General features: G+C 37.3%; 10 protein-coding genes and 1 tRNA gene. 10 read left to right on the top strand and 1 reads right to left on the bottom strand.

Annotated features, from left to right (window positions below):
- The first annotated feature begins 21 nt into the window (after positions 1–21).
- From KRODI_RS11680 to KRODI_RS11635, 10 genes are all read left to right on the top strand, one after another.
- On the top strand, positions 22–942 hold the full coding sequence (locus tag KRODI_RS11680; protein WP_013751807.1) for a type IX secretion system membrane protein PorP/SprF: 921 nt from the start codon (positions 22–24) through the stop codon (positions 940–942).
- Positions 943–954: 12 nt separating this feature from the next.
- Positions 955–2877 carry an OmpA family protein gene (locus KRODI_RS11675; RefSeq protein WP_013751806.1) on the top strand — a complete coding sequence of 641 codons (1923 nt, stop codon included), beginning with the start codon at positions 955–957 and terminating at the stop codon, positions 2875–2877.
- Positions 2878–3102: 225 nt separating this feature from the next.
- Positions 3103–3669 carry a hypothetical protein gene (locus tag KRODI_RS11670; RefSeq protein WP_013751805.1) on the top strand — a complete coding sequence of 189 codons (567 nt, stop codon included), beginning with the start codon at positions 3103–3105 and terminating at the stop codon, positions 3667–3669.
- A 200-nt stretch (positions 3670–3869) separates the two neighbouring features.
- On the top strand, positions 3870–5465 hold the full coding sequence (locus KRODI_RS11665; protein WP_013751803.1) for a type I restriction-modification system subunit M: 1596 nt from the start codon (positions 3870–3872) through the stop codon (positions 5463–5465).
- 118 nt (positions 5466–5583) lie between these two features.
- Positions 5584–6825, top strand: a complete 1242-nt coding sequence (locus KRODI_RS15140; protein ID WP_013751802.1) for a restriction endonuclease subunit S — start codon at positions 5584–5586, stop codon at positions 6823–6825.
- A 2-nt stretch (positions 6826–6827) separates the two neighbouring features.
- Entirely contained in the window at positions 6828–8054 is a 1227-nt protein-coding gene (locus tag KRODI_RS11655; RefSeq protein ID WP_013751801.1) for a pentapeptide repeat-containing protein, read from the top strand.
- 3 nt (positions 8055–8057) lie between these two features.
- Positions 8058–10973, top strand: coding sequence for a type I restriction endonuclease subunit R (locus KRODI_RS11650; protein WP_013751800.1), 2916 nt, complete (start codon positions 8058–8060; stop codon positions 10971–10973).
- A gap of 102 nt (positions 10974–11075) precedes the next feature.
- Entirely contained in the window at positions 11076–11435 is a 360-nt protein-coding gene (locus KRODI_RS11645; RefSeq protein ID WP_013751799.1) for a hypothetical protein, read from the top strand.
- 136 nt (positions 11436–11571) lie between these two features.
- The gene (locus KRODI_RS11640) at positions 11572–12129 is read left to right on the top strand and encodes a hypothetical protein (RefSeq protein ID WP_013751798.1); all 558 of its coding nucleotides are present in this window, start codon (positions 11572–11574) and stop codon (positions 12127–12129) included.
- A complete protein-coding gene (locus tag KRODI_RS11635) occupies positions 12130–12819 on the top strand; it encodes a nucleotidyl transferase AbiEii/AbiGii toxin family protein (protein WP_013751797.1) in 690 nt (229 codons plus the stop codon). It abuts the gene before it with no gap.
- Positions 12820–13014: 195 nt separating this feature from the next.
- Here the strand turns inward: KRODI_RS11635 and KRODI_RS11630 are convergent.
- Positions 13015–13099, bottom strand: a tRNA-Ser gene (locus tag KRODI_RS11630).
- Positions 13100–13858 lie beyond the last annotated feature (759 nt).

Genomic DNA, 13858 nt, shown 5'->3' with positions numbered 1-13858 from the left:
CCTAACTTAAAAACGACGAATATGTTTAAAATATATAAGATTTACTTAGTACTTATTATGTGTTGTGTAAGCATACATATCAATGCACAACAAGCGCCTAACTATACACAATACATGTATAATACCATGGCTATAAATCCAGCATATGCAGGATCTTCAGAGGGGTTAAATGTGGTGGGAATATATCGTTCTCAGTGGGCTGGTTTTGATGGGGCTCCAGAGACGTATAACCTCAGTGTTGAGACGCCGCTTACTGATCGCGTTGGTATAGGTGTAAATGTGACAAAAGATGTAAACGGTCCTGCAGAGAGATTCAACTTTGATGGTAATTTCTCTTATAATATTCAGTTGGATAGGGATCTTAATTTGGCTTTTGGTATAAAAGGAGGTGCTCAGTTACTCAATGTTGACTTTTCAAAAGGGGAGTTTGTAAACCAAGGTGATCCCCTACTCACAAATAACATTGATAATAGACTACTAACTACGCTAGGAGCTGGTGCCTTTTTGTATAAATATAATTGGTATGTAGGAGTCTCGGTGCCTGACTTTTTTAGTGATGAGTATTATGATAATGTGGAGGAAGCTGTCGTGGCAGATGAGTTGCAAACGTACCTTACTGCTGGTTATGTTTTTGGCATAAGTGATAACATCCGTTTTAAACCAGCTGCACTTGTAAATTATGTAAATGGTAGTCCGCTGCGATATAATCTTTCGGCCAATTTCCTATTTCATGATAAGCTCACCGTAGGTGCTAGTTATCAAGTGGATGCTGCGGTAAGTGCGCTGGCTGGTTTTCAAATTTCAGACAATCTATTTTTAGGCTATTCCTTTGATTATAACACTACAGATTTTACAAATTACAATGATGGAACCCATGAAGTTATTTTAAAGTTCTCTTTATTCAAGAAAAAGGGAATGTCATTCTCACCTAGATTCTTTTAACATCAAACCACTATGAAGAAATCACTATATATTTTATTCATGTTGTGTGTATGTTTTAGTTATGCACAGAATGATTTAAAAAAAGCAGATGAGCTTTATGACAGACATATGTATGCAGATGCTGCAGTGCTTTATGATGAGCACCTCAATGACTCAGAAAAGATAGCGCCTACTACCTGGCAGCATATTGCAGACACGCATTATAACCTTAAGAATTATGAGCGTGCAGAAATTGCCTATAAAAAAACTTTTGACGCACAAGGATACACGATGGAGCCTGCACATATCTGGCAGTATTTTGATGTACTACGCTTCTTAAAAAAGTATGATACAGCAGATGATTTTTATGTAGGCTATTTAAAACTATCCAAAAAAGACAAAGAGCTCAATAGATACTATGAAGAAAAGTCTAGGTTTAATGACATCATAGCAAATGACACGCTCTATCAGATTACAAATCTTGATATTAACTCTAGCTATGCAGATTTTGGCGGATCCTTGTATAAGAATAAACTAGTATTCTCAACGGCTCGCAATGATGAAGAAAATAAACTCTATAAAAGAGATAACACCCCTTACCTATCGCTTTATGAAGCCACAATAGATAGTACTGGTACCTACTCAAATGTTAAGCTTTTTAATGAAGAGCTAGAAACCCAGTATCACGATGCCACGGCTACTTTTTATAATAATGATCAAACGCTGGTCTATGCTTCAAGTGCACAATCTGGATCTCGCAAGATTTATACAAAGAATAAGAGAAACTTCTTTAAGCTCTACCGTGTGCAGATTAACGATGATAAGTTTGATAAAGAAGAACTCCCTATTAACGGGAACGGCTATTCCATAGGGCAGCCTTTTGTAACTATAGATGGTAGTCAGCTGTATTTTGTATCAGACATGCCTGGTGGTTATGGCCGTGCAGATATTTATGTGTGTGACATACGAGCAGATGGCTCACTCTCCACACCTCGCAATCTAGGTGATGCAGTAAACACACCATATGATGACTTTTTCCCTTTTGTAAAAAATAAAGAACTCTATTTTGCTTCTAAAGGTCACGTAGGTTTTGGCGGGCTTGATATTTACAAGGCGCAGCTTAGAGACGGCATTTACAGTAATGCCCGCAACCTCGGCCTTGGGATTAACAGCAATGCAGACGACTTTGCGTATGTGGCAAGTAACACTAAAAATGAAGGGTATTTTAGCTCAAACAGAGAAGGCGGTAAAGGTGATGATGATATTTACTCCTTTGTATATGATCGCGGTGAGTGCTTCCAGACCTTAGAAGGAACCGTTACAGACTCACAAACAGGCGCACCTTTACCAGCAGTGACTATCATCGCTTATGATACAAGTAATAAGCAAGTAGCCGAAACACTTACTGACGCGGCAGGAACCTACACCCTACAGATGGGTTGCAATATCAAATACAATATTAAGGCATCAAAAATAGGCTACTCAAAAGATGAGTTGGACTTAAACACAGGCACAGAGCCTAATGGGCTTATTAACTTTGTAGATTTTAAACTGGCTAACCTTTCAGACATTTTTGTTACAGATGGTGAGATAGAAAAGATTAAAATCAACCCTATTAATTTTGAGTCTAATCGTTATGCGATTAACATATTTGCCGCACAACAGCTCCAGCGCATTATTGATATTATGAACGAATATCCGGCGCTTATCATCAAGATAGAATCCCACACAGATCAACGTGGAGGAGCGTCATATAACCAGACCTTATCAGAAAACAGAGCGACTTCTACGCGTGACTATTTGATTAAAAACGGTATCACGAGTTCGCGCATTGAGAGCGCCAAAGGGTTTGGTGAATCAAGGCCCATACACATTTGTGATGAGGCAGACGATAGCTGTACAGAGGTGCAGTATTTAGAAAATAGACGTTCAGATTTTATTGTGGTTAGCAGGTAGCAACACCCTGTTCTTTACCCAATGACTGTAAGCCTTCCTAGTTCTCCAACGCTAGTGAAGGCTTATTTTTATGCAAGCCTTTAATAGTTGTAGACTCATGGTGTGTGGAGTTTTCACGCTTTCGCGAAAGCGTACCATAAACACCTCATAAACAGCACCTCATTTGCAAGCTACGGCACTATAAAAGATGGTATATTTAGGGCAGTATTCATATAATCACGCGCTATGAAATATACCCTATTCCTCCTCACTCTACTCTGCATACTCACGGGATGCACACAAAAAGAAGCGACCTCACAACAAACCGTCGCTGCCTACTACAAGGCCGTTGCCGAAGGGAATTACCATGAAATAAGCAGCTTGATAAGCGATAGCATCACCATCACGGCGGGAGATTATGTGATGCCTTTTGACAAAGAAAGTTACTACGAGCACTTTAAATGGGACTCCATATTTAAGCCCTCCTACGAGGTGGTCGCCATAGAGAGTGACAGGGCGCAAGTTATCGCTACGGTAGCCGTGAGCTCGCTACGATTCGAATTTTTAAAGAATAACCCACTCACCTGCAGTCATAAAATATACCTACATGAAGGCAAAATCACTAAGCTAGAAGAAATCACCTGCATCGATGTAAACTGGGATGTGTGGCAACAAGAACGCGACTCCCTAGTAGCCTGGACCGCCCGCAATCATCCTGAGCTAGATAATTTTATTAATGATCTGAGTATGAAAGGTGCAATAAAATATAAGAAAGCGATGGAGTTGTATGTGGGGCGTGATGGGGAGGAGTGAGGTTATTGAATAAAATAATACCTCAATTTTCTTAAAATTTATCCATTATGGGAAAAACCGTAATTTCTTACAAACTAGAAAGAGTATCTTGCTTATTAATTATGGTATTATCTATTTTTGAAGTTGAGGAGCTTTTCGTTTTTGATAATATCACGCACCGCTAGCTTTAAAAAATCATCACCCTACCGATAACAATACTTATGGCCGAAGACGCTAAACAACAACTTGAACAACAACTCTGGAACATTGCAAACACCCTACGAGGGAAAATGGATGCAGACGACTTTAGAGACTACATATTAGGTTTTATATTTTATAAATATCTGAGTACAAAAATGGATATGTATGCAAACCGCATACTTGAACCAGACGGTCTCACCTTCCAGCAAGTAGAAGGTCATGAGCAAGAAGCTGCCTATATGGAAGCTATTAAAGATGCAGCGCTTGATAAACTTGGTTATTTCTTATTACCCTCAGAACTCTTTTCCGAGCTTGCACGTAGAGGAAACGCGGGTTGCAAAAACCAGTTTATCCTAGGTGACCTAGCAAAAGTGCTCACACACATAGAGCAAAGTACGATGGGGTCTGAGAGTGAGGAAGATTTTGGAAATCTCTTTGAAGATCTAGACTTAACGAGTTCAAAACTTGGAAAGTCAGAAAATGATAAAAACGAACTGATTGTAAAGGTACTCTCACATCTTGATGAGATAGATTTTGATATTGCAAATACAGAAAGTGACCTACTAGGTGATGCTTATGAATATCTCATAGGTCAGTTTGCCTCTGGTGCAGGTAAGAAGGCAGGCGAGTTTTATACTCCACAACAAGTATCAAACATCCTTGCACAACTAGTTACCGTAGGTAAAGACAGACTTAAATCTGTGTATGACCCTACCTGTGGGTCGGGTTCTTTGTTATTGCGCGTTGCAAAGCAGGTAAAAGAAGTAAGTGCATTTTACGGGCAAGAGATGAACCCTACTACCTATAACTTGTGCCGTATGAATATGATTATGCACGATGTGCATTACAAGCGGTTTGATATTAAGAATGAAGATACCCTAGAGCGACCACAACACCTAGACCAGCGTTTTGAAGCGATTGTGGCAAACCCACCATTTTCTGCCAAGTGGAGCGCAAGCCCCTTGTTTATGAGTGACGACCGTTTTGCAAACTATGGTAAACTAGCCCCTAGCTCTAAGGCAGATTTTGCCTTTGTGCAACACATGGTACACCAGCTAGCTGATAACGGTACCATGGCGGTAGTGTTACCACACGGCGTTCTTTTTAGAGGAGGAGCAGAAGGTCACATACGTAAGTACCTCATTAAAGACCGCAACTACCTAGATGCGGTGATAGGTTTACCGGCAAATATCTTTTACGGCACCAGTATCCCTACCTGTATTTTAGTGCTAAAAAAAGAGCGCGTTCATAAAGACAACATCTTATTTATAGATGGGAGTCAGCATTTTGAAAAGGTAAAAACGCAAAACTACTTGCGTGAGGAAGACATTACTAAACTTATAGACACCTATAAATCATACACCAGTCATCCTGAGCCTGCCGAAGGATCTCCCGCTACTATTGACAAGTATAGTTATGTAGCTACTTTAAGTGAAATAGCAGAAAACGACTATAACCTTAACATACCTCGCTATGTAGACACCTTTGAAGAGGAAGAAGCGGTAGACCTTACTGCAGTATCAAAAGCGCTTAAAGCGATAGACACAGACATGGCAACGACAGATACTACCATAGCAAATTTTTGTAAGGAACTAGGCATAGACACTCCTTTTTAATGGAAAAACAAGCTTTTATACTATTTGGGCACGACCTTTCAGGTCAGGCTATCACTACTCGCTATCCCGATTACCATCGGGATGAGCTCAAACAAACCGTTCTATCCTTCGTGCAATTATGAGTACTACTACAATAGCTGAAAACACCGAAAAGAGCGCTGCTGAGCGAAGACGAAGTAAACTAGTGCCTGCATTAAGATTTAAGGAATTTGAAGAAAATTGGACTAAAAAAGACTTTGGTACAATTGTAGAAAAAGCTAAAGCTAAACACAACCCTAAAAAATCAAAAGAAGAATATCCTTGTATTGAAATGGAAAGTATTGCTAAAGAAAGCAGTATACTTTTGGAGGTGTTCAACTCAAAGGATCAATTAAGTATAAAGAATAAATTTAGTAAGGGAGAAATATTGTTTGGAAAACTACGTCCAAATCTCAAAAAGTATATCATAGCCCCATTTGACGGTGTATGTTCATCTGAAATTTGGGTTTTAAATGGTAAAGAATTGAGTAATGAGTTTTTATTCCGCTTGATTCAAACCAATAAATTTCACTCAAGTACGCTAGTTACATCAGGCTCTAAAATGCCAAGAGCGGATTGGGCTTACATTTCAAGTTCAATTTTTCCATTCCCATCCCTCCCCGAACAACAAAAAATAGCATCTTTTTTAAGTGCGGTAGATAAAAAAATACAGCAGCTCACCAAAAAGAAGGCATTGTTGGAGCAATACAAAAAAGGCGTAATGCAACAACTCTTCTCTGGCCAGTTGCGCTTCAAAGACGAAAACGGAAATCCCTACCCAGACTGGGAGGAGAAGAAAATGGGAGATATTTTGGCTGTTAGAAATGAACAAGCACCCAAAAGTGAACAATATCCATTAATGGCATTCATCAAACATAAGGGTGTAGCACCTAAGGGTGATAGATATAATCGAGAGTTTTTAGTTAACGATGGAGATGGGAAAAAGTATAAGAAAACAGAATATGGAGATTTTATTTATAGTTCGAACAACCTTGATACAGGCTCTATAGGTCTGAATAGTTATGGGTCGGCATGTATTTCACCTGTTTACAGTATTTTTCAGATTAAGGAATTATATGACTATCAATTTATTAGCAGGTTTTTAGTACGGAAAAGCTTCATTAATAAAATGCTCAGGTTTAGACAGGGTGTAGTATATGGGCAATGGAAAATTCACGAATCAGCTGTTTTAACAATTAAAGAAAAGATTCCTTGCCTTGAAGAACAACAAAAAATCGCTACCTACTTATCAAGTATTGATACTAAAATAGAGAGTGTACATACTCAAATAACCCAAACGCAAACGTTTAAAAAAGGGTTGTTGCAGCAAATGTTTGTTTAGTTATGGAGAGAGGAAATGTTATTACAGGTCAAATAAATTTACTAACTAGTGTTAGCGATAGTAATACATTTGATGATTCTCATTTTGAATGTATTGTGAATGTTCCGTTTAAAAATGATACGAGAGATGCTGAACTTTTAACTGATGTTTCTGGTGGAAGTTTGCCTGCTTTAAAGGGATACAATATGACATTCAATGATTGTACGTTTGATGAGAACCTATATGTATCGAGTGATCATAATAAAAATTGCGTTGTAACTTTTGTTGATTGTATTTTTAAGAAAGATGTGTGGGGAGAAGATTCAGTAATGGATGGTAAAGTACGCTTTCGCAATTGTCAATTTAAAGGTGACGTTAACTTTAGAAATACCACATTTAATAACTTGGCAGATTTTTGGAGCTGTACATTCTATAAACCTACTACATTTTACAAGACGGATTTTAGAGATATCGTTGTCTTCTCTGCTGTTAATTTTAAAGAAAATGTATTATTTACATATACTTTAATTGAAAAATTAATGATTTTACGAGGCACAGATCCCGAAAAAGGTTTTGATTTATCTCTTGCAATTATCGCTGGAGAATTAAGCGTTTTTGATTTTCAGTTTGATGATTATTCTGCGTATGGAAAAATCTATAAGGATCTTTCTGCTGAGTTAAAACAGCATCCTAAAAATTACAGTTATCAAAAAGCCTATGAAACAGTTTATGAGAATGCGGTTTCAAATGAACATCTAATACCTTTAGAGAACAAAAGAGAAACATATAGAATCTTAAAGAGTCAACTTGAATCTCAAAAAAATTATATTGATGCAGTCCCTTTTAGAGTAATGGAGAATAAAACTTTATTAAAGGAATCAGTAAAAAAGCTTGCTAATGGGCATACATTCTGGAGACCAATTTCTAACATAATTGTACTTGTCTTAAATGCTTTATCTAATTGGTTTGGATCATCATATCTTCTTGGCTTAGTCTTTACCGCATCCATCGCTAGTATCTTTTTTAATTTGGCGTTGTCTCACATAGGCGATTTTGTTTTTACTTGGAATTATGAAAATTGGCAATGGCGATACTTTGTGCAGTTCATCAATCCAACACATAGAACAGACTACATGAAACTAGTGGATGAAAACCCAAGACAATGGTTTTTTATCTGGGATTTTATAGGCCGTATTTTTATAGGTTATGGTATTTACCAAACGATACAAGCATTTAGAAAATATAAGTAAGTTATGGGGCATCAATCTGAAGCGATATTAGAAAATAAGCTCATCAAGCAATTAGTTGGCCTGGGGTACACTAAAGTGAGTATAGCTGATGGACATGCACTAGTTGCTAACTTAAAATCACAACTAGAAGCTTTCAATAATGATAGCTATACCGATAAAGAGTTTGATACGATTCTCAATGATTTAGCTAAAGGCAATGTATTTGAAAAGGCTAAAAAACTAAGAGACCGTTTTAGCTTCATACGTACTAGCGCAACTGGAGAAGCAGAAGAAACTATCTACGTTCGCTTTTTTGATTCGGAAAACTGGAATAACAACCTTTTTCAAGTAACTAATCAAGTTACACAAGAAGGTTCATATAAAAATAGGTATGACGTTACTCTCCTTGTAAATGGTTTACCTCTAGTTCAAATAGAACTCAAACGCAGAGGGACTGAGATAAAGGAAGCTTTTAATCAAATAAATCGCTATCAACTACATTCGTTTTGGAGCAATCATGGCTTATTTCAATATGTCCAGCTTTTCGTTATTAGTAATGGAGGCAACACCAAGTATTTAGCCAATAATAAACTGCAATCAGTAAAACAAACGTTCTTTTGGGCAGATACTAACAATAAAAATATTACCGAAATTATTGATTTTGCTTCTCAATTCTTAAACCCAAATCATTTGGGTAAAATGATAGCAAAGTATATCGTAATTAATGAGACGCATAAAATAATGATGATATTGCGTCCGTATCAATACTATGCTGTTGAGGCCATTATTAAACAAGTTCAAACCACAACAGATAACGGTTACATCTGGCACACTACCGGTTCTGGAAAAACGCTTACCTCCTTTAAAGCTAGCCAGATCTTAATGGAAGTTCCAGAAGTGACTAAAGTAGTGTTTGTAGTAGATCGTAAAGATCTGGATTATCAAACCATGAAGGAGTTTAATGCCTTTAAAGAAGGTAGCGTAGACACCACAAATAATACCAATAGTTTAGTAAATCAATTCTTAGGCACCTTTAAAGATAAAAAGGGTGTTCCTAAAGATTCAGATTTAATTATTACGACCATTCAGAAATTAAATAATGCAATCTCTGGGCACTATCGTAATAAATTGGAGCCTATAAAAAATGAGCGTTACGTATTTATATTTGATGAGTGTCACCGTTCGCAGTTTGGCAAAACTCATAATAAAATAACCGAGTTCTTTACCAATAGTCAACTCTTTGGTTTTACGGGAACGCCGATTTTCGCAGATAATGCGTCAAAAAATGACTTAGGTAAGCGCACAACCAAAGATTTATTTGGAAATTGTTTACACAAGTACGTGATTACAGACGCGATTAAAGACGAGAATGTTCTTCGCTTTGGGATTGAATATGTAGGTAAATACAAAAACAAGAGTAATGCCTTTTTTGATATTGAAGTCGAAGACATTGATAAAAGAGAGGTCTTTAATGACCCCAAACGACTTTCAAAAATTGCAGATTACATCATTGCTCGACATTCACAAAAAACTTTTGATAAAGACTACTCTAGTCTATTTGCTGTAAGTAGTATTGATAATGCTATTAAGTATTATGACATCTTCCAGAAAAAGAAAGAAGCTGGAGAACACGATTTGCGCATTGCTACGATATTTACGTATGGTGCAAATGAAGATAGTGACTTTGCTATAGATGCACTCCCAGACGATGAAATGTTGCAAGCTGCAGAACCTGCTTCTGCTTATACATTAAGCCATACAAGAGATAAATTAGAAAGCTACATTGCAGATTACAATGCAATGTACAACACGAGTTTTACTACTAAAGACCAACAACAGTTTGAAAACTATTTTAAGGACATTAGTAAGCGACTAAAAGAACGTGAGAAAATCACCTTTGATGACGAAAAAGATAGACTTGATATCGTTATTGTGGTAAACATGATGTTAACTGGTTTTGATGCGAAAAAGGTAAACACGCTCTACGTTGATAAAAATCTAAAACAACACGGCTTAATACAAGCGTTCTCTCGCACGAATAGAACTTTAGGAGATCAGAAGTCACAAGGAAACATATTGTGCTTCCGTAACCTTAAAAAAGCGACAGATGATGCTATTACTCTATTCTCAAACAAAGATGCCATAGAAGTAGTTACTATGCCAGATTATGAGGCAATCGCAGTCAAGTTTGACGAAGCATTAAAAAATCTAAGAGATATTACTCCAACATATCAAAGTGTAAATGATTTGGCTAGTGAAGAAGACGAGGCCGCCTTCGTACAAGCCTTTAGGAGATTGCTTAGAAACATGAATGTGTTGCAATCTTATACAGCTTTTGAGTGGGATGATTTACATATAAGCGAGAAAGAGTTTGAAGATTATAAAGGCAAGTATTTAGATTTATATGATAAGGTAAAGCGTGATACAGCCAAGGAAAAGACATCTATCCTTGATGATATTGATTTTGAATTAGAATTAATACACAGAGATAGAATTAATGTTGCTTATATATTAAAACTACTCGCTAAACTCAAAGACGCAAATACAAGCGAAGCTCAGGCGCAGAAAAAAGCAATTATTGATTTACTAGGTGGAGATATTAAGCTTCGCAGTAAACGCGAACTCATTGAGAAATTCATCAATGAAAATCTTCCTCACATAAAAGATGAAGATGCCATTGAAGAAGAGTTTGAGCAGTACTGGCAAGATCAAAAAGTATTGGCTTTAGGAAAGCTCTGTGAAGAAGAACATTTAGATAAAGCACAGTTTAAGGCTTTAATTGACGCATACATCTATAGCGGTCAAGAACCCATAAGAGATGAAGTTTTTAAATGTCTAGATAATCGTCCAAGTATTTTAAAAGCCAGGGAAATAGGAGAACGAATACTAGAGAAGATGAAAGAATTTGTAGAGGTATTTATACAAGGGATGACAGGGTAAATTAACTGAGTTACATTTTGCATGACTTTTAAATTATAAAAACAAGGAGCTTACTTAACATTTAAATAAAGAAGAAAATACTCTTTGAAAGTATACCCACCAATGACCATAGAAGACCTAGCAGGCACATACACCATCACAGGAAGCAACCAAAGTGAAGATGCAGCTGGCTATGAGGGCGAACTCACACTAGCACTAGATGAGCATAAAAGAATCGTTGCTACGTGGCTAATAAGTGGTGATCAACTCCAACAAGGAACTGGTTTCTTTAAAAATAACATCTTGGTGATTAATTTTAACTACGAGGGCGATGACGAGACCATCTACAAAGGTGTGGTGGTCTATCAATGCATCACCAAAGATCTACTAGAAGGCTTCTGGTCAGAAAAACACGGTAATCCGCTATACCTAGGTGAAGAACGTTGCTATAGAAAAGGAGCGCATAAGGAGGTGCTTAATTAGGGGGTAGTTGGTAGTTGGTAGTAGCATAGTTTAAGTAACGCATTCTATATTCGAATATGGAATATGATGTATTAACTTATTGAATTTTAATTATATATTCATTATTATTGCATATTCGAATATGGAATAATAAGTTATGAGGTATAAACAACAAATAATGAGTCCGCAAGACATTGTGATCTTATTAAAGATTATTGCCATAAATAATGAAAAATGGCAGCAGCTAGATTTGGCACACACATTAGGCATTAGCCAGTCTGAGGTGAGTAAATCTATTGTACGTTCAAAATATGCGGGCCTGATTGACCCTTCTGGAAAGAAGGTATTTAAACTGGCACTACTCGACTTTTTAAAGAGTGGTATTACCTATGTATTTCCGCAGAAACCCGGGTCATTAGTTAAAGGAATACCAACAGCACATTCTGCACTACCGCTTAACTCTCAGATTGTGAGTAATGAGCATTATGTGTGGCCCTCAGCCCGTGGTACTTTAAGAGGACAAGCTATAGAACCTCTTTATCCATCGGTTATAAAGGCGGTAGAAAGTGACGCAATCTTATATGAATTGTTAGCCTTAGTAGATACTTTACGCGTAGGCAGGGCAAGGGAAAAAGCTATGGCTATTAAAGCCTTAGAACGTTTATTTTTTGATGCTAAAAGCACTAATGATGGTACGAAATTATTGGTACTATAAATGATAAGTCAGGAAAAAAATAGAGAAGCAATTGAGCAAGTAGCTATTGGACTTGAGGAACTCAAGGAGACAGCGGTGTTTGTAGGCGGTGCAGTGGTGAGTTTATACGCAGATAATCACGCAATTAATGAAATAAGAGTAACTGAAGATATAGATGTTACTATTAAAGTTAAGAATTATAGTGATTGGATAAAAATAGAAGAGCAATTACGGAATCAAAAATTTTATCCAGACCTAGTAAGCACCTCTATTGTGCGTAAAATATTTAAAGGAGTACCTGTAGATATAATTCCAGATGGTATTGATAACCCTGTAAATGGTAATAACAAATGGTATGCATATGGCTTTAAGGACATCCACAAAGCAAAAGTCAACACGCAAGAGATTCAAATTTTTAGTCCATCGATATTTATAGCTACTAAGTTTGAAGCATTTAATAGCAGAGGTACAGATTACCGCACCAGTCACGATATTGAAGATATACTTTACGTATTATTAAATAATAGCGACATTGTTTCTGAAATAAAAAACACCCATAAAGACGTTCGTCTATTTATAAGAGAGCAATTATCACTACTGCTTGTACAGCGCAGTAGTGATGAAATTTTGTCGGCAAATATTGATCGTCAAATTCTTACTGAAAGTTTAGACCTATTAAAAGTAACTATCAATCAAATAATTGATAGCTAAATATCATTGCACCAGCTAAATAATTAGATAAAAAAGGATTACCTGCGGTGATCCCAAGGGGGAATCCTGGGCAAGCGTGAAACCATTAACGAGCACAGCTCGTTAGGTTTTTTGTTTTCTACCCCTACTTACAAGCGGAGCTTGACGTATGGTTATAAAACAAAAAACCCGCAACAAGGTTGCGGGTTTCTTTTGCGGAGAATGAGGGATTCGAACCCCCGGAGGTGTGACCCTCAACAGTTTTCAAGACTGCCGCATTCGACCACTCTGCCAATTCTCCTAGAGTGCCTCATCAAGCTATCTGCTTGATTGCGGGTGCAAATATACAGTGCTTTTTCCTTTACAACAACACTTTTTTGTAGTTTTTTTTAATCCACCACATAACTCCCACTACCCTAGCACTTTTAATATTAAAAAATTTAAAACAACCTTCCCTCAACACCTAACATCCTAACCCAACCTTCCCTTCAAAGGGAAGGAGCAAAAAAGTCTCTCTTCGAAGAGAGATTTAGAGAGATGTTTCACAACAGTGAGAAAACAACAGTGAGCAACAACAAGAAAACCTTCCCTGCCAAGGGAAGAAAACCAACCACCACTTCCCCGCAAGGGGAAGAAAAATGAAGTCTCTCTTTGAAGAGAGATTTAGAGAGATGTCTCACAACAGTAAGCACACAACAGTGAGAAAACAAAAACAAAAAAACCTTCCCTGCCAAGGGAAGAAAACCACCCGCCACTTCCCCGCAAGGGGAAGAAAATGAAGTCTCTCTTCGAAGAGAGATTTAGAGAGATGTTTCACAAGAGTGAGCACACAACAGTTAGAAAACAACAGTGAGAAAACAACAGTAAGCAACAACAACAAAAAACCCTTCCCCGCAAGGGGAAGAAAACCACCCCACCACTTCCCCGCTAGGGGAAAAAAATGAGGTCTCTCTTCGAAGAGAGATTTAGAGAGATGTCCCACAACAGTAAGCACACAACAGTGAGAAAACAACAGTAAGCAAACAACAAACGTCCACCGCGCAATTCTGTTCATCCAATT

It is taken from the genome of Dokdonia sp. 4H-3-7-5 (genome assembly GCF_000212355.1).
Classification (GTDB): domain Bacteria; phylum Bacteroidota; class Bacteroidia; order Flavobacteriales; family Flavobacteriaceae; genus Dokdonia.
Note: the sequence above shows the minus strand (reverse complement) of the source record. Positions and strands in the feature narration are given on the sequence as shown.

What these genes read in the sequence shown, in the direction of transcription:
- KRODI_RS11680 (WP_013751807.1), top strand. Translation starts at nt 22, where the DNA reads ATGTTTAAAATATATAAGATTTACTTAGTACTTATTATGTGTTGTGTA.
- KRODI_RS11675 (WP_013751806.1), top strand. Translation starts at nt 955, where the DNA reads ATGAAGAAATCACTATATATTTTATTCATGTTGTGTGTATGTTTTAGT.
- KRODI_RS11670 (WP_013751805.1), top strand. Translation starts at nt 3,103, where the DNA reads ATGAAATATACCCTATTCCTCCTCACTCTACTCTGCATACTCACGGGA.
- KRODI_RS11665 (WP_013751803.1), top strand. Translation starts at nt 3,870, where the DNA reads ATGGCCGAAGACGCTAAACAACAACTTGAACAACAACTCTGGAACATT.
- KRODI_RS15140 (WP_013751802.1), top strand. Translation starts at nt 5,584, where the DNA reads ATGAGTACTACTACAATAGCTGAAAACACCGAAAAGAGCGCTGCTGAG.
- KRODI_RS11655 (WP_013751801.1), top strand. Translation starts at nt 6,828, where the DNA reads ATGGAGAGAGGAAATGTTATTACAGGTCAAATAAATTTACTAACTAGT.
- KRODI_RS11650 (WP_013751800.1), top strand. Translation starts at nt 8,058, where the DNA reads ATGGGGCATCAATCTGAAGCGATATTAGAAAATAAGCTCATCAAGCAA.
- KRODI_RS11645 (WP_013751799.1), top strand. Translation starts at nt 11,076, where the DNA reads ATGACCATAGAAGACCTAGCAGGCACATACACCATCACAGGAAGCAAC.
- KRODI_RS11640 (WP_013751798.1), top strand. Translation starts at nt 11,572, where the DNA reads ATGAGGTATAAACAACAAATAATGAGTCCGCAAGACATTGTGATCTTA.
- KRODI_RS11635 (WP_013751797.1), top strand. Translation starts at nt 12,130, where the DNA reads ATGATAAGTCAGGAAAAAAATAGAGAAGCAATTGAGCAAGTAGCTATT.